This window comes from Streptomyces pseudovenezuelae (assembly GCF_029892565.1).
Taxonomy (GTDB): Bacteria; Actinomycetota; Actinomycetes; order Streptomycetales; family Streptomycetaceae; genus Streptomyces; species Streptomyces pseudovenezuelae_A.
In genome coordinates, this window is the sequence record NZ_JARXVH010000007.1 from 282378 (window position 1) to 298705 (window position 16328).

General features: G+C 67.3%; 21 protein-coding genes. 4 read left to right on the plus strand and 17 right to left on the minus strand.

Going from position 1 to position 16328, the window contains the following annotated elements; genetic code table 11:
* Positions 1-86: 86 nt before the first annotated feature.
* The 3 genes from M2283_RS24140 (at position 87) to M2283_RS24150 (ending at position 2583) form a co-directional block, all read left to right on the plus strand.
* Positions 87-569 (plus strand): SMI1/KNR4 family protein, encoded by a 483-nt coding sequence (locus tag M2283_RS24140; RefSeq protein ID WP_280878438.1) that lies wholly within the window; start codon positions 87-89, stop codon positions 567-569.
* A gap of 99 nt (positions 570-668) precedes the next feature.
* Positions 669-1637: a type I pantothenate kinase gene (gene coaA, locus M2283_RS24145; protein ID WP_280878439.1), complete on the plus strand. Its 969-nt coding sequence runs from the start codon at positions 669-671 to the stop codon at positions 1635-1637.
* A gap of 16 nt (positions 1638-1653) precedes the next feature.
* Positions 1654-2583, plus strand: coding sequence for a DUF389 domain-containing protein (locus M2283_RS24150; RefSeq protein ID WP_280878440.1), 930 nt, complete (start codon positions 1654-1656; stop codon positions 2581-2583).
* A gap of 117 nt (positions 2584-2700) precedes the next feature.
* On the opposite strand, the gene glmM is transcribed toward M2283_RS24150, so the two are convergent.
* From glmM to M2283_RS24170, 4 genes are all read right to left on the minus strand, one after another.
* Positions 2701-4059, minus strand: coding sequence for a phosphoglucosamine mutase (gene glmM / locus M2283_RS24155; protein ID WP_280878441.1), 1359 nt, complete (start codon positions 4057-4059; stop codon positions 2701-2703).
* Between the two features lie 215 nt (positions 4060-4274).
* Complete coding sequence (rpsI, locus tag M2283_RS24160; protein ID WP_280878442.1) at positions 4275-4802, minus strand: 30S ribosomal protein S9; 528 nt, start codon at positions 4800-4802, stop codon at positions 4275-4277.
* A gap of 46 nt (positions 4803-4848) precedes the next feature.
* The gene (gene rplM / locus M2283_RS24165; protein ID WP_280878443.1) at positions 4849-5292 is read right to left on the minus strand and encodes a 50S ribosomal protein L13; all 444 of its coding nucleotides are present in this window, start codon (positions 5290-5292) and stop codon (positions 4849-4851) included.
* A gap of 209 nt (positions 5293-5501) precedes the next feature.
* On the minus strand, positions 5502-6650 hold the full coding sequence (locus M2283_RS24170; RefSeq protein ID WP_280878444.1) for a glycosyltransferase 87 family protein: 1149 nt from the start codon (positions 6648-6650) through the stop codon (positions 5502-5504).
* 110 nt (positions 6651-6760) lie between these two features.
* On the opposite strand from M2283_RS24170, the gene M2283_RS24175 reads away from it, so the two are divergent.
* Complete coding sequence (locus M2283_RS24175; protein ID WP_280878445.1) at positions 6761-7639, plus strand: hypothetical protein; 879 nt, start codon at positions 6761-6763, stop codon at positions 7637-7639.
* Between the two features lie 10 nt (positions 7640-7649).
* Here M2283_RS24175 and truA read toward each other — a convergent pair whose 3' ends face one another.
* The 13 genes from truA to rpsE form a co-directional block, all read right to left on the minus strand.
* Entirely contained in the window at positions 7650-8507 is an 858-nt protein-coding gene (truA, locus tag M2283_RS24180) for a tRNA pseudouridine(38-40) synthase TruA (protein WP_280878446.1), read from the minus strand.
* Between the two features lie 127 nt (positions 8508-8634).
* Positions 8635-9147 (minus strand): 50S ribosomal protein L17, encoded by a 513-nt coding sequence (gene rplQ, locus M2283_RS24185; protein WP_280878447.1) that lies wholly within the window; start codon positions 9145-9147, stop codon positions 8635-8637.
* An 83-nt stretch (positions 9148-9230) separates the two neighbouring features.
* Positions 9231-10253, minus strand: coding sequence for a DNA-directed RNA polymerase subunit alpha (locus M2283_RS24190; RefSeq protein WP_280878448.1), 1023 nt, complete (start codon positions 10251-10253; stop codon positions 9231-9233).
* A gap of 114 nt (positions 10254-10367) precedes the next feature.
* Positions 10368-10772 carry a 30S ribosomal protein S11 gene (gene rpsK / locus M2283_RS24195; RefSeq protein WP_003956432.1) on the minus strand — a complete coding sequence of 135 codons (405 nt, stop codon included), beginning with the start codon at positions 10770-10772 and terminating at the stop codon, positions 10368-10370.
* A 69-nt stretch (positions 10773-10841) separates the two neighbouring features.
* Positions 10842-11222, minus strand: coding sequence for a 30S ribosomal protein S13 (gene rpsM / locus M2283_RS24200; protein ID WP_280878449.1), 381 nt, complete (start codon positions 11220-11222; stop codon positions 10842-10844).
* A gap of 213 nt (positions 11223-11435) precedes the next feature.
* Complete coding sequence (rpmJ, locus tag M2283_RS24205; protein ID WP_003998809.1) at positions 11436-11549, minus strand: 50S ribosomal protein L36; 114 nt, start codon at positions 11547-11549, stop codon at positions 11436-11438.
* A gap of 29 nt (positions 11550-11578) precedes the next feature.
* On the minus strand, positions 11579-11800 hold the full coding sequence (gene infA / locus M2283_RS24210; protein ID WP_003948620.1) for a translation initiation factor IF-1: 222 nt from the start codon (positions 11798-11800) through the stop codon (positions 11579-11581).
* 152 nt (positions 11801-11952) lie between these two features.
* Positions 11953-12789: a type I methionyl aminopeptidase gene (gene map, locus M2283_RS24215; protein WP_280878450.1), complete on the minus strand. Its 837-nt coding sequence runs from the start codon at positions 12787-12789 to the stop codon at positions 11953-11955.
* Between the two features lie 121 nt (positions 12790-12910).
* Entirely contained in the window at positions 12911-13573 is a 663-nt protein-coding gene (locus M2283_RS24220) for an adenylate kinase (RefSeq protein WP_280878451.1), read from the minus strand.
* Positions 13573-14886, minus strand: a complete 1314-nt coding sequence (secY, locus tag M2283_RS24225) for a preprotein translocase subunit SecY (RefSeq protein WP_280878452.1) — start codon at positions 14884-14886, stop codon at positions 13573-13575. The genes M2283_RS24220 and secY overlap by 1 nt, the downstream gene beginning before the upstream one ends.
* Before the next feature lie 187 nt (positions 14887-15073).
* Complete coding sequence (rplO, locus tag M2283_RS24230; protein ID WP_280878453.1) at positions 15074-15529, minus strand: 50S ribosomal protein L15; 456 nt, start codon at positions 15527-15529, stop codon at positions 15074-15076.
* Positions 15530-15531: 2 nt separating this feature from the next.
* A complete protein-coding gene (gene rpmD / locus M2283_RS24235; RefSeq protein ID WP_280878454.1) occupies positions 15532-15714 on the minus strand; it encodes a 50S ribosomal protein L30 in 183 nt (60 codons plus the stop codon).
* Positions 15714-16322, minus strand: a complete 609-nt coding sequence (gene rpsE, locus M2283_RS24240) for a 30S ribosomal protein S5 (protein ID WP_007384078.1) — start codon at positions 16320-16322, stop codon at positions 15714-15716. Before rpsE ends, rpmD begins: the two co-directional genes overlap by 1 nt.
* Positions 16323-16328 lie beyond the last annotated feature (6 nt).

Below are 16328 nucleotides of genomic sequence, written 5' to 3' on the forward strand. Positions count from 1 at the left end.
CACATCCTGCCCGGTTTCGGAAATAGCAGAGGGCCCGATAAGAAGGGGGTCCACGCAAGCGATACGGACGAGGCGAAGGACTCCACATGCCGAACGCTCTCCACGCAGCCGATCAGGTGATCGCCCTCGTGCGCGCCAACGAGGACCTCTTCCGGCACGGCGACGGCTGCCCTCCAGAGCTGATCGCCAGGGCGGAGACCGAGATGGCGCTCTCCTTCCCGCCCTCCTACCGCCGCCTGATCGAGGAGTTCGGCACATGGGAGACCCCGCCCACCGAATTCCTCGGCGTGTACCAGACACCGGCGGCGGGCGAGAAACCGCTCGGCACCCCCGCGTACACCCACGAGGACCGCATCGCCCTCGGCCTCCCGCACCACTTCATGGTCCTCATGCACGACGACATATGGGAGGTCGTGGTCCTCGACACCTCCCGGCCCGACGCGGACCGCGAGTACCCCGTCTACGCATGGAACACGGGGGTCCTCGTCGGCGGCCTCATGGAGAGGATCGCGGACAGCTGCGGAGAGTTCGCGCTGGCCGAGTGCCGCCAGAAACTGAGCTGGAGCTGATCCCCCCGCTCCCCCTCTCCCTCCCCCACGTGACGGACCCCACCCGCCACCCCGTTCAAACTCCGTTAACAATGGACTGTGATCTCTCCGGTCTCCCCGATGCCCCGGAGCGCCCACCGGCACAGGCCGGAGGCGACTCCCTACGTCGACCTCACCCGAGCCGAGTGGAGCGCGCTGCGCGACAAGACGCCGCTGCCGCTCACCGCCGAGGAGGTCGAGAAGCTGCGCGGTCTCGGCGATGTCATCGACCTCGACGAGGTGCGTGACATCTACCTCCCGCTGTCCAGACTCCTCAACCTCTACGTCGGCGCCACTGACGGCCTCAGAAACGCCCTGAACACCTTCCTGGGCGAACAGGGCTCCCAGTCCGGCACCCCGTTCGTCATAGGCGTCGCCGGCTCGGTCGCCGTCGGAAAATCCACGGTCGCCCGCCTCCTCCAGGCCCTGCTCTCCCGCTGGCCCGAACACCCCCGCGTGGAGCTGGTGACCACCGACGGCTTCCTCCTCCCCACCCGGGAACTGGAGGCCCGCGGCCTGATGTCACGCAAGGGCTTCCCCGAGTCGTACGACCGCCGCGCGCTGACCCGTTTCGTCGCCGACATCAAGGCCGGCAAGGACGAGGTCACGGCACCCGTCTACTCCCACCTCATCTACGACATCGTCCCGGACCGGCGCCTCACGGTCCGCCGCCCGGACATCCTGATCGTCGAGGGCCTGAACGTCCTGCAGCCCGCCCTCCCCGGCAAGGACGGCCGCACCCGCGTCGGCCTCGCCGACTACTTCGACTTCAGCGTCTACGTCGACGCGAGCGGCGACGACATCGAGCGCTGGTACCTCAACCGGTTCAAGAAGCTCCGCCAGACCGCCTTCCAGAACCCGGACTCCTACTTCCGCAAGTACACCCAGGTCTCGGAGGACGAGGCCCTCGACTACGCCCGCACCCTCTGGCGCACCATCAACAAACCCAACCTCGTCGAGAACATCGCCCCCACCCGAGGCCGAGCCACCCTCATCATCCGCAAGAGCACGGACCACAAGGTCCAGCGGTTGAGCCTGCGCAAACTGTGACCGCTAGCCTGCCCCCATGCTCCACCTCCGCCTGATCACCCCGGCCGACCGCACCGACGACGTGGTCCGCCTGATCGACAAGACGATCGGCACCGCCCACCTGGTCGTGCTGCCCGGCGCCGCCCGCAACCCCGCCGGGGACGTGGTGCTGTGCGACGTGGCCCGTGAGGCCGGCGACGAACTCATCGCCGGGCTACGGGAGTTGGACCTGGACCGTACCGGCTCCATCGCCGTCGACAACATCGACCTGTCGCTGTCCGAGCGCGCCGACAAGGCGGAGGCGGACGCACCCGGCGAGGGCGCCGACGCGGTCCTGTGGGAGCACCTCGCCGACGCGTCGCACGAGGAGTCGACGCTCTCGGTCACCTACGTCGCCTTCATCACGCTCGCCACGATGATCGCGGCCTGCGGTGTGGTGCTCGACAACGCGATCCTGATCGTCGGCGCGATGGCGGTCGGCCCGGAGTTCGGCCCACTGGCCGGCATCTGCACGGCGATCGTGCGCCGCGCGCCCCGCCTCGCCCTGCGCTCCCTGATCGCCCTGCTCGTCGGCTTCGCCTTCGCCATGCTGGTCACGGTCGGCTTCAGCTACTTCATGGATGCCGTGGACCTGTTCACCAAGGTCAGGCTGGAGGCCCAGCGCCCCAACACCAACTTCATCTACCAGCCCGACGCGTTCTCCTTCGTCGTGGCGGTCCTGGCCGGCATCGCCGGCACGCTCTCCCTCACCTCGGCGAAGTCGGGCCTCCTGGTAGGCGTGGCCATCTCGGTCACCACGGTCCCGGCCGCCGCGAACGCGGCCGTGGCCTTCACCTACAACGAGTACCGGCAGGCGTGGGGCTCAACGGAGCAACTACTCCTGAACCTCTTGGGCATCGTCCTGGCAGGCACCCTGACCTTGCTGGCCCAAAAGTGGCTCTGGTCAACCCAACGCCGCCGAGCATGACGCAGTCAGGGGCGCGGGGCTGTTTCGATATGCGGCTCCGCCGCGTGGGCGCGACCAGCCACGACGAATCCGCAGCCCGCACCACACAGATCCCCCACCCCGAACCCGAAACAAGAACTAACCCAGCGCCGACTTCACCGCATCAGCAAGCCGCCCAGCCACAGACCGGGCCTGATCAATATCCGCAGCCTCGACCATCACCCGAACCAACGGCTCGGTCCCGGACGGCCGAAGCAACACCCGCCCCGTAGCCCCGAGTTCCCGCTCAGCCTCAGCAACGGCCGTGGCAAGCTCCGCCGAACTACCGACCCGGCCCCGATCGACATCCGGCACATTGATCAGCACCTGAGGCAACCGCTCCATCACAGAAGCCAGTTCCCGCAACGACCGCCCGGTGGAAGCGACCCGCGTCGCGAGCATGAGCCCGGTCAACGTCCCGTCCCCGGTCGTCGCGTGATCAAGAATGATCACGTGCCCGGACTGCTCGCCGCCCAGGGCGTACCCGTGCGCCTTCATCTCCTCCAGCACGTAACGGTCGCCGACGGCAGTCTGGATGATCGTCAGCCCTTCCCGCTCCATGGCCAGCTTGAAGCCCAGGTTGGACATGACGGTCGCGACAACGGTGTCGGACCGCAGCGCGGACCGCTCCCGCATCGCCAGCGCGAGCACGGCCATGATCTGGTCGCCGTCGACCTCGTCACCGGTGTGGTCCACGGCCAGGCACCGGTCCGCGTCACCGTCGTGCGCGATACCGAAGTCCGCACCGTGCTCGACTACCGCCGCCTTGAGCAGCCCCAGGTGGGTCGACCCGCAGCCGTCGTTGATGTTGAGCCCGTCCGGCTCCGTGCCGATCGTGATGACCTCGGCACCCGCCCGCGAGAACGCCTCGGGCGAGACCCGCGACGCAGCGCCGTGCGCCTCGTCGAGGACGATCTTCAGCCCGTCGAGCCGGTTCGGGAGCACGCCGATCAGGTGGGCTACGTACTGGTCGAAGCCCTCGTTGTAGCGCCGGACCCGGCCGACACCCGAGCCGGTGGGGCGGTCCCAGGGCGCGCCGGTGCGGTGCTCCTCGTAGATCTTCTCGATCCGCTCCTCCAGCTCGTCGTCGAGCTTGTGCCCGCCGCGCGCGAGGAACTTCAGCCCGTTGTCGGGCATGGCGTTGTGGCTCGCGGAGAGCATCACGCCGAGGTCGGCGCCCAGCACGCCGGTGAGATACGCCACCGCGGGGGTGGGCAGCACACCGACGAGCAGTACGTCCACGCCCGAGCTGGCCAGGCCCGCGACCACGGCCGCCTCCAGGAACTCCCCGGACGCCCGCGGATCCCGGCCGACCACGGCTGTCGGCCGGTGCCCCTCGAAGGAGCCCGCCTCGGCCAGTACGTGCGCCGCGGCCACGGAGAGGCCGAGGGCCAGCTCCGCTGTCAGATCCGCGTTGGCGACGCCGCGCACGCCGTCCGTGCCGAAGAGTCGTCCCACTTGTCCTCCTGAGGAAGCGTCAGTTACGGAAGCCGGTGCTGATGCAGCCCGCACACAGCGGCTTTCGCGTCCCAGGCATTCCATGCCTGGACATCCGATCACACAAGCCTTTGAGCACCTTGTGCCGTTATACGCCCACCGCTCCAATAAACGAACGCCCCGACGGCACTGTGGCGTGCCGCCGGGGCGTTCGGAGTACGAGCAGGCAGCTGCGATTAACGCTTGCTGTACTGCGGGGCCTTACGGGCCTTCTTGAGACCGGCCTTCTTGCGCTCGACCGCACGGTCGTCGCGACGGAGGAAGCCGGCCTTCTTGAGGGCGCCGCGGTTGTTGTCCACGTCGGCCTCGTTCAGGGCGCGGGCCACGCCGAGGCGCAGGGCACCGGCCTGACCGGAGACGCCGCCACCCGCGATGCGCGCGATGACGTCGTAGCGGCCCTCGAGCTCAAGCACCTTGAAGGGCTCGTTGACTTCCTGCTGGTGCACCTTGTTGGGGAAGTAGTCCTCAAGGGTGCGACCGTTGATCTTCCACTTGCCGGTGCCCGGGACGATCCGGACGCGGGCGATGGCGTTCTTGCGACGGCCCAGGCCGGCGGCCGGCTGCGGGTCGCCGAAGCGGGACGCGGTCGACTCCGACGTGTACTCGCCCTCGACGGGCGCGTCGGACTCGGTGGTGTAACTCTCGACGTCGACGAGCTCGGTCTCGGTCTCTTCGACCGGCTGCTCAACGGTGGTCTCGGCCACGGTTCTCCTCAGATTCTTTTCTGTCTTAGGGGGTGTGTGGCCGGAACTACTGCGCGACCTGGGTGATCTCGAACGGCACCGGCTGCTGTGCAGCGTGCGGGTGCTGGTCGCCCGAGTAGACCTTCAGCTTGCCGAGCATCTGACGGCCCAGGGTGTTCTTGGGAATCATGCCCTTGATGGCCTTCTCGACGGCCTTCTCGGGGTTCTTCGCCAGCAGCTCGTCGTAGCGGACGGAGCGCAGACCACCCGGGTAGCCGGAGTGGCGGTACGCCAGCTTCTGGGTCTTCTTGTTGCCGGACAGGTGAACCTTGTCGGCGTTGATGATGATGACGAAGTCACCCATGTCCATGTGCGGGGCATAGGTCGGCTTGTGCTTGCCACGGAGGAGGTTCGCGGCAGTGGTAGCCAGACGGCCGAGGACGATGTCCTGGGCGTCGATGACGTGCCACTGGCGAGTCACATCGCCGGGCTTGGGGCTGTACGTACGCACTTCGCAGCCTTCTTCTTCAGTGGATGGGTGCTGACACATGGCATCACTGAAGCGATCGTGCAGCTGGGGACGACAATGGCCGGGGACGATGCCCGTATGCCGCCCACTGGAAACTGCTCCAGGGAACCTACGTATGGGCCTCTCGCGTGAGAACGACCAAGCCGATACGCATAACAACTGGCAAGGTTACCCGCGCTGCCCCGGACGGGTCAAAACGTGACGGCGGGGGCCGGTCCGGCCGACCTCGCGGGCGCCTCCGCCCACCGCGTCCAGCCGTGCACGGCGACGGTGAGCGCCAGCGCGCACAACGTGAACGCGTCCTTGAACGCCCGCCGCTGGACCGTCTCCATGTACGGCCAGGTCAGACCGGGCAACTGCGGCACCAGCGCCAGCCAGAACCACGGACTCCGGGCGACCGATCCGGGCCGCGGGAGCCCCGCCAGCAGCACCGGAAGCACGACCAGCAGGTAGTGGTCGTAGGACGGCCTGGAGACCAGGAACGCCGAGAGCATCAACGTGGCGGAGGTCTCGGCGAGGCGCATCGGCCCGGGTTCACTGCGCCGCCAGCGCCGGTACGCGCACAGCACCCCGGCACCGGCAGCGAGCAGCGCCGTCGCCCCGGCCACCGCCGTCGGCATCCCCAGCCTCGGCAGCACCGCCGCCGGCGAGGCCTCGTAGAGCCGCACGAAACCGTCGTCGCCGCGCAGCAGGAACGGCAGGGTGCGGGTGAGGAAGCCCGCCGGGTCCGGCAGCAGCAGCGCGGCGGCAACCGACGCGAGCGCCGGGAGCGTCACCAGGACCGCCAGGGCGCGCCAGCGGCGGGCGAAGACGAAGAGCAGCGCCAGCGGGGCCAGCAACGGCTTCAGGGCGATCGCGGCGCCCACCACCACGGCCGCCGCCACCCATCGGCCCCGGCTCGCGAGCAGCAGGGCCAGCGGCAGCGCGAGGGCGGCCGTCGCCGTCCAGTTCGCCAGCAGGACCAGGTGCCCGAAGGGCGCGAAGCCGGCGGCCAGAGCGGCCGGGCCGAGGGCGGCGAAACGACTCCGGAGCGGGACGCCGTACAGCCGCAGCGCGCAGATCCAGCCAAGCCCCAGGCACCCGGTCACCACGAGCGGCACCAGCACACGCAGTACAAGAGGGGACAACAGGGTCTGCGGGGCGGCCGCCAGGACCGCGCTCGGCAGATAGAGGAAGTGTGGATCGTCATACGGGGACCCTCCGGCCAACCAGGTCCGCGCGGCCCGTACGACGATCGCGTTGTCCATGCCTCCGTCCGAGGTCAGCCGCACTGTGCGGGCCGCGGTGGCACCCAGCACGGCGGCGAGAACCACCCACAACTGCCAGGGGGCACGTCGCACCAACCACCCAGAGATGTCCCCTTTATCCATATTCACCGGCCCAACGCTAGGTGCTACGGAGCCTGTTGAGGCGCACCAGCACGCGCCGTGCCCCGTCTAAGATGCGGCCCATGAGCTTTGGGCAGCAGGGAGGACCCCCGTCCCAGTGGGATCCCTGGAAACCGCAATCGCAGCAGCCGTGGACCGACGGCGGCAGTGACGGCACCCCGGACTGGGCCGCACTCGCCGAGGCGTCCGAGACCCGCAACAGGAGACGGCGCCTGTTCTTCATAGGCGGCGGCGCGGTCGCCACGATCGCGATAGGCACCGCCGTCGCGATGGCCGTCGTGTCCTCCGACGGTGGCAACCAGGCCTCGGGCAACCCGTCCAACCTGCCCGCCAGCGCCTCCATCCCCAGCGGCAGCGCTGCGGCCCCGTCCTTCGAGCCGACCAGCGCCCCGCCGCCGCTGGACCCGAAGGAATTCATCGACAGCAAGGCCAAGGACACGGCCCCCCTCAGCGCGACGCTGCTCTTCCCGGGCACTCAGCTGACCATGGGCTCGGCCGTGTACAAGAAGGGCCCGACGGCCGACACGAAGAACTGCGCCTCGGTCGCCCAGGGCACGCTCCCGAAGGTCCTCACCACGAGCGGCTGCACCAGCCTGATGCGGGTGACCTACGTCAAGGACGGCGTCGCGGTCACCGTCGGCGTGGCCGTCTTCGACACCGAGGCCAAGGCCCTCAAGGCCAAGGGCCAGGCGGACAAGAAGGGCTTCGTCAAGCCCCTCCTCGGCGGCGGCGTGAAGTCCTTCTGCGACTCGGCCCTGTGCCGCACGACCACCAACTCCTACGGCCGGTACGCCTACTTCACCATCGCCGGCTTCACCAACGCCAAGGACGTCACGGCCAAGGACACCAAGGTCTTCTCGACCGGCGACGACCTGGCGGAGTTCACCTTCCGCCAGATCCGCCGCCGCGGTGAGGCCCAGGCATCGGCAGCGGTCGGCTAGCCGGACCCGCTCAACAACACCCGGCCCCGGGCAGCGTCCGCTTGTTGCGCGCCTCCTTGCTGCGCGCGGCAAGCAGCTCGTCGGCCGGGTAACCGACCTCCTCCAGCGTCAGCCCGTGCGGCCGTACGACATGCACGGCCGAGTCCCGTACGCCGGCGGCCAGCACCTTGCCCGGCCAGTCCGGCGTGCGATGCCCGTCCCCCACGAACAGCAGCGCCCCGATCAGCGAGCGCACCATGTTGTGGCAGAACGCGTCGGCCCGCACGGTAGCGGTGACGATCCCGTCGTCACCGCGCGCAAGACCCAGCTCCTGCAACGTACGAATCGTGGTCGCCCCCTCCCGCTTCTTGCAGTAGGCCGCGAAGTCGTGCTCCCCCAGCAGCGCTTGAGCCGCCTCGTTCATGGCGTCGACATCAAGCGGCCAGTCGTGCCACAGGACATGCCCGCGCAGCAGCGGATCGACCCCACCCGGGTTGTCGGTGACGCGATAGGCGTACCGCCGCCAGACAGCCGAGAACCGCGCGTTGAAGCCCGCTGGAGCCTCGCCGACCCTCCACACCCGCACATCCCTGGCCAACCGCCCCGCAAGCCGCTTCAGCAGCTTCTCGCGATGCTCGGCCCACACCTCCCCCGGCAGATCCACATGCGCCACCTGCCCCCGCGCATGCACCCCGGAGTCGGTCCGCCCGGCCACGGTCAACTCGTACGAGACCTCCCCCGACCGCGTAACGGTCCGCAACGCCTCCTCGATCTCCCCCTGCACAGTCCGCCGCCCCCCGGCCTGCTTGGCCCACCCGGAGAACGAGGTCCCGTCATAGGACAGATCGAGCCGAACGCGGACGAACCCGGGCTGTACTTCGTCACTCACACCGAGATCCTCTCAGGAACACAAAAGCGGGCCCGTCCCAAGAAGGAACGGGCCCACTGCCGCGCCCCGTAAGGGGCGCGGGGAACTGCGCGAGCAACCACAACGGCGCCGCAGTCGAAGGACAGCCTTACGCGTCCTTGGACTCCTCGTCGTCCTTGGTCACGTCAACCTTGGCGTCCTCGACCTGAGTCTCCTCGGCCTTGGTCTCAACGGGAGCCTCGGCGTCCTTGGCGGCACGCTTGGTCGCGGCCTCGGCCTCACCCGTCGCAGCCTGTGCAACGGTCAGCGCCTCGACCAGCTCGATGACGGCCATGGGCGCGTTGTCGCCACGACGGTTACCGATCTTGGTGATACGGGTGTAGCCACCGGGACGGTTCTCGTAGCGCGGGCCGATCTCGGTGAAGAGCGTGTGGACGACGCTCTTGTCCGTGATCACCTGGAGCACCTGACGGCGGTTGTGAAGGTCGCCCTTCTTGCCCTTGGTGACCAGACGCTCGGCGTACGGCCGCAGCTTGCGGGCCTTCGCCTCGGTGGTGGTGATACGGCCGTGCTCGAAGAGCGCCTTCGCGAGGTTCGCGAGAAGCAGCTTCTCGTGCGCGGCACTGCCGCCCAGACGGGCACCCTTGGTGGGCTTCGGCATGTCTTTCTCCTTGGTATCTGCCCCGGCCGTATCAGGTACCGGGGTCAGGACCCGATGAGCGGACGCTCACCGGCAACAACCGATCAGTACTGCTCGGTCTCCACGAAACCCGCGTCCACGTCGTCGTCGGCGCCGAAGGCGTCGGCAGCGGCCGTCGGGTCGAATCCGGGCGGGCTGTCCTTCAGGGCCAGGCCCATGCCGGCCAGCTTCGCCTTGACCTCGTCGATGGACTTCGCACCGAAGTTGCGGATGTCCAGGAGGTCGGCCTCGGAACGCGCCACGAGCTCACCCACGGAGTGGATGCCCTCGCGCTTGAGGCAGTTGTACGACCGAACGGTGAGCTCAAGCTCCTCGATCGGCAGGGCGAGATCAGCGGCAAGGGCGGCGTCCGTGGGGGACGGGCCCATGTCGATGCCCTCGGCGTCGATGTTCAGCTCGCGGGCGAGACCGAACAGCTCGACCAGGGTCTTACCGGCGGACGCCATGGCGTCGCGCGGCCGCATGGCCTGCTTCGTCTCGACGTCGACGATCAGCTTGTCGAAGTCGGTCCGCTGCTCGACACGGGTCGCCTCGACCTTGTACGTGACCTTCAGCACCGGGCTGTAGATGGAGTCGACCGGGATACGGCCGATCTCCTGACCGGCCTGCTTGTTCTGCACGGCGGAGACGTAGCCGCGGCCACGCTCGACCGTGAGCTCCATCTCCAGCTTGCCCTTGCCGTTGAGCGTGGCGAGGACGAGGTCGGGGTTGTGCACCTCGACACCGGCCGGGGGCGCGATGTCGGCGGCGGTGACCAGACCCGGGCCCTGCTTGCGCAGGTACATCACGACCGGCTCGTCGTGCTCCGAGGAGACGACCAGCTGCTTGATGTTGAGGATCAGGTCGGTGACGTCCTCCTTGACGCCCGGCACGGTGGTGAACTCGTGCAGAACGCCGTCGATCCGGATGCTGGTGACAGCCGCACCGGGGATCGAGGAGAGGAGCGTACGACGCAGGGAGTTGCCGAGGGTGTAGCCGAAGCCCGGCTCCAGCGGCTCGATCACGAACCGGGAGCGGAACTCGTCGACGACCTCTTCGGTCAACGAGGGACGCTGAGCGATCAGCATGAAGTGAATCCTTCAGTCATGGACACCCACTATTTGATGTCCTTGAGTACTGCAAGGGTACGGGCGGCACAGCCTCGAAAGGCCATACCGCCCGAAACCTGAGACAACCGTGCGTCAGACGCGGCGGCGCTTGGGCGGACGGCAGCCGTTGTGCGGGGTGGGGGTGACGTCCTGGATGGAGCCGACCTCAAGACCGGTCGCCTGAAGCGAACGGATGGCCGTCTCGCGGCCCGAGCCCGGGCCCTTCACGAAGACGTCGACCTTGCGCATGCCGTGCTCCTGCGCGCGACGGGCGGCCGACTCGGCGGCCATCTGCGCGGCGAAGGGGGTGGACTTGCGCGAGCCCTTGAAGCCGACGTGGCCGGCGGAGGCCCAGGAGATCACGTTGCCCGAGGGGTCCGTGATCGAGACGATGGTGTTGTTGAACGTGCTCTTGATGTGCGCGTGGCCGTGAGCGACGTTCTTCTTTTCCTTGCGGCGCACCTTCTTGGCAGCGCCCTGACGACCCTTGGGGGGCATCTATAACTCCTACGGGGAGGTGGTCGGTCCTACAGCGAAGACCGCTGGTGAAGCGTTGTCCGCTGCGGACTACTTCTTGCCCGGCTTCTTCTTGCCGGCGATGGCGCGACGCGGGCCCTTGCGGGTACGAGCGTTCGTGCTGGTGCGCTGACCGCGGACGGGCAGACCACGACGGTGACGGAGACCCTGGTAGCAACCGATCTCGACCTTGCGGCGGATGTCGGCCTGGACCTCGCGACGGAGGTCACCCTCGGTCTTGATGTTGGCGTCGACGTACTCACGAATCGCGACGAGCTGCTCTTCCGAGAGGTCGCGAACACGGGTGTTGGGGTCGATGCCGGTCTCGGCCAGCGTCAGCTGGGAAAGGGTCCGGCCAATGCCGAACACGTAGGTGAGGGCGACCTCCACGCGCTTTTCGCGCGGGATGTCGACACCGGAAACGCGTGCCATTCAATGGCTCCTGGTGATCTTCGGAGGTCTTCCACAGAACCGGTTCCCGGCCGCCGGCCCCTTCTGTCGGAAGGGTTGGTACGAAACGGGTCCCCAGCCTCCGAGCCGGGGGTGTCAGGCGCCTACTACGCCTGAGTCCTGCGTATGAACTTGCTTAGCTCGCGTCGCGCGAATCTCTGCGATGTCGATGCAGAGGGATCGGTCAGTCGTGCGTCAGCCCTGGCGCTGCTTGTGGCGCGGGTTCTCGCAGATGACCATGACCCGACCGTGACGGCGGATCACCCTGCACTTGTCGCAGATCTTCTTGACGCTCGGCTTGACCTTCATGGGACTGAGGCTCTCCGAGTCAGAGGGATCTACTTGTAGCGGTAGACGATCCGGCCACGCGTCAGGTCGTACGGAGACAGCTCCACCACGACCCGGTCGTCAGGGAGGATGCGGATGTAGTGCATACGCATCTTGCCGCTGATGTGTGCCAGGACCTGGTGGCCGTTCTGGAGCTCAACCTTGAACATGGCGTTCGGAAGAGACTCGACGACAGTGCCCTCGATCTCGATGGCACCTTGCTTCTTGGCCACGCTTCGCCCTTCGAATCGACTACCTTGATCGACTCACGTGCGTTCCCCTGGGGGTGCATGCGGACATGCGGCTGCACGAGAGCCGACGAGTCAGTCTACGTCAGGCCACTCGGAAAGACGAATCGAGGAAGGATGCCCCACCCGCATGATCGTTAAGCAAGAGGATCCGGCGCAGCCGTGATCCCGAGCTCCGCGAGCTTCGCCCTGCCGCCGTCCGGAGCCGTCAGGACCAGGGGCCCTTCCTCCGTCAGCGCGACCGAGTGCTCCCAGTGGGACGACCACGTGCCGTCCGTCGTGATGACCGTCCAGTCGTCGGCCAGGACCTCGGTTTTCGGGGTGCCGAGGGACACCATCGGCTCGATCGCCAGGCAGAAGCCGGGGACCAGCTTGGGGCCCTTGCCGCGGCGCTTCTCGACGTAGTTCAGCAGGTGCGGGTCCATGTGCATCTCGGTGCCGATGCCGTGACCGCCGTAGTCCTCGACGATCCCGTACTTGCCGCCGCCCGGCTTCGGCTGCCGGCGGATGTAGGTCTCGATGGCGCGGGAGACGTCGACCAGCCGGTTGCCGAGCTTCATCGCGGCGATGCCGGCCCACATCGACTCCTCGGTCACCCGGGACAGCTCGATCAGCTCCGGGGAGTGGCCCGAACCCACGAACGCGGTGTACGCCGCGTCGCCGTGCCAGCCGTCGATGATCGCGCCGCAGTCGATGGAGATGATGTCGCCGTCCTTGAGGACGACCTCGTCGGACGGGATGCCGTGCACGACCACCTCGTTCACGGAGGTGCAGATCGTGGCCGGGAAACCGCCGTAGCCAAGGAAGTTCGGCTTGGCGTCGTGCTCCGCGAGCACCTTGCGCGCCACCTGGTCCAGATCCTTGGTGGTGGCCCCGGGCACCGCCGCCTCGCGCGTGGCCGCGTGGATGGCGGCGACGACCAGACCCGCCTCACGCATCTTGGCGATCTGCTCGGGGCTCTTGATCTGCACCATGGGGGCCTGCGCTCTCCGTCACTCACGTCATTCGGTTACGTACACAACACTACGGCCGCGACGCCCTCGGTGCCCCGGACGAAGTCTGGGGGGAGGGCGTCACGGCCGGATCGGACTGCGACTACTTGTCGTCGTCCTCGCGCTTGAGGGCCTTGAGGGCCCGCTGCGTGACCTCGTCCACCGGACCCATCGCCTCGATCGTCACCACGAGGCCCTGGACCTTGTAGTAGTCGATGATCGGCTCGGTCTGGGTGTGGTAGACCTCGAGGCGCGTGCGGACCGTCGCCTCGGAGTCGTCGTCCCGCTGGTACAACTCGCCGCCGCAGACGTCACAGACGCCTTCCTTGGCCGGCTTCTTGTACGACACGTGGAAGACGTGCGCCGAGTCGTTGCGGCAGATGCGCCGACCGGCGATCCGCTTCACGACCTCTTCTTCCGGTGCCTCCAGATCCAGCACCGCGTCCAGCTTGATGCCCTCGGTCTTGAGGAGTTCGTCGAGCGCCTCGGCCTGCGAGACGTTGCGCGGGAAACCGTCCAGGAGGAAGCCGTTCTCCGCGTCGGCCTGCTCCATACGGTCCTTGGCCATCGCGATGGTCACCTCGTCGGGTACGAGGTTGCCGGCGTCCATGTAGGACTTCGCGAGTTTCCCGAGCTCCGTCTGCTGGCTGATGTTGGCGCGGAACAGGTCACCCGTGGAGATGTGCGGGACGCGCAGCTTCTCGGCGAGCCGAGTGGCCTGCGTGCCCTTCCCGGCGCCCGGCGGCCCGACGAGGACGATTCGCATCAGCGGAGGAACCCTTCGTAATTGCGCTGCTGGAGCTGGCTCTCGATTTGCTTCACCGTCTCGAGACCCACACCCACGATGATGAGGATGCTGGTCCCGCCGAACGGGAAGTTCTGGCTTGCCCCGAAGCCCACCAACGCCATCGTCGGCACGAGAGCGATCAGACCCAGATACAGCGAACCCGGCCAGGTGATCCGGTTGAGCACGTACGAGAGGTACTCAGCGGTCGGTCGGCCAGCCCGGATGCCCGGGATGAAGCCACCATACTTCTTCATGTTGTCGGCGACTTCTTCGGGGTTGAAGGAGATCGCCACGTAGAAGAACGCGAAGAAAACGATCAGCAGGAAGTACATGCTGATGTAGATCGGGTGGTCGCCCTTGGTGAGGTTCTGCTCGATCCACGTCTTCCAGCTGGAGTTACTGCCCGAGAACTGCGCGATGAGCGCCGGGATGTAGAGCAGCGACGACGCGAAGATGACCGGGATGACACCCGCCTGGTTGACCTTCAGCGGGATGTACGTCGAGGTACCGCCGTAGGAACGGCGGCCGATCATGCGCTTCGCGTACTGCACCGGGATCCGGCGCTGGGCCTGCTCGACGAAGACGACCAGGCCGACCATGACCAGACCCACGGCGATGACGGTACTGAACTCGATCCAGCCGTCCGCCAGCGTGCCCTGCTTCTTGATGGCCCACAGCGCCGACGGGAAGGTCGCCGCGATGGAGATGAACATGAGGATCGACATGCCGTTGCCGATGCCGCGGTCGGTGATGAGCTCGCCAAGCCACATGACGACGGCCGTACCGGCGGTCATGCAGATCACCATCGTGATGGTGGTGAAGATGGCCTGGTCGGGGACGATGCTCGACGCGACGGTGCAGCCGGAGAAGAGAGCGCCGCTGCGGGCGGTGGCCACCAGGCCGGTGCCCTGCAGGATGGCCAGCGCCACGGTCAGATAACGCGTGTACTGCGTGATCTTCGCGGTACCTGCCGAGCCCTCCTTCTTGAGGGCTTCCAGGCGCGGGATCACCACGGTCAGCAGCTGCAGGATGATGCTCGCGGTGATGTAGGGCATGATGCCCAGCGCGAAGATCGTGATCTGCAGCAGCGCGCCGCCGCTGAACATGTTGACCAGACCGAACAGGCCCTGGTTGCCGGACGCCTCGTCCACACACTGCTGGACAGCCGTGTAGTTGACGCCGGGAATCGGAATGTGGGTACCGACCCGGTACACCACGATGATGCCGAGCGTGAAGAGCAGTTTCTTGCGCAGGTCGGGCGTCCTGAACGCCCGGGCGAACGCGGTGAGCACGGTGCCTCCTGCGACCCCCGCGCAACTGCGTCAAGGGTGACGGTCTTGAGGTTCGACGGATAGGAAAGAGAACAGCGCAGGCCACCTTACCGGCGACACCGCTTCCCTAGGAACGACCAACCGGGGATACCCCGTTATGAGGTATCCCCGGTCGGGATCGTTCAAGTCATCGAGACGCCTGAGGTGTTCAGACGAGCTCGGTGACGGTGCCGCCGGCCGCGGTGATCTTCTCCTTGGCGGAACCGGAGACGGCATCCACCGTCACCTGCAACGCAACAGAGATCTCACCCTGGCCGAGGACCTTGACGAGGCTGTTCTTGCGAACAGCACCCTTGGCCACCAGACCCTCGACGGTCACCTCGCCACCCTCGGGGTAGAGAGCGGAGAGCTTGTCGAGGTTCACGACCTGGTACTCGGTCTTGAACGGGTTCCTGAAGCCCTTCAGCTTCGGAAGACGCATGTGGAGGGGCATCTGGCCACCCTCGAAGCGCTCCGGAACCTGGTAACGGGCCTTCGTACCCTTGGTGCCACGACCGGCCGTCTTGCCCTTCGACGCCTCACCACGACCGACACGGGTCTTGGCGGTCTTGGCGCCCGGGGCGGGACGGAGGTTGTGGATCTTGAGCGGGTTGTTCTCCGCCATGATCAGTCGACCTCCTCGACCGTCACGAGGTGACGGACATGGCGAACCATGCCGCGGAACTCGGGGCGGTCCTCCTTGACGACCTGCGAGTTGATGCCCTTGAGACCAAGGGAGCGCAGGGTGTCACGGTGGTTCTGCTTGCTGCCGATGTACGACTTCGTCTGCGTGATCCGGAGCTGTGCCATTACGCAGCACCAGCCCCGGCACGCGCACGCAGCAGAGCCGCGGGAGCGACGTCCTCGAGGGGCAGACCACGGCGAGCCGCGATCTCCTCGGGACGCTGCAGACCCTTGAGGGCCGCCACGGTCGCGTGCACGATGTTGATCGCGTTCGACGAGCCGAGCGACTTCGACAGGATGTCGTGCACACCGGCGCACTCGAGCACGGCACGCACCGGGCCACCGGCGATAACGCCGGTACCGGGGGAAGCAGGCTTGAGCAGGACGACGCCCGCGGCCTTCTCGCCCGTGATCGGGTGCGGGATGGTGCCCTGGATACGGGGGACCTTGAAGAAGTGCTTCTTGGCCTCCTCAACACCCTTGGCGATGGCGGCCGGCACCTCCTTGGCCTTGCCGTAACCGACACCGACGGTGCCATCGCCATCGCCCACTACGACGAGCGCAGTGAAGCTGAAGCGACGACCACCCTTCACAACCTTGGCGACGCGGTTGATCGCGACAACGCGCTCAACGTACGCGGTCTTCTCGGCGGCAGCTGCGCCGCCGTCACGGCCCTTCCGGTCCCGCCGCTCGCCGCCACCGGCACCGCCACCGCGGCGCTGGGGTCCAGCCATTGGAAT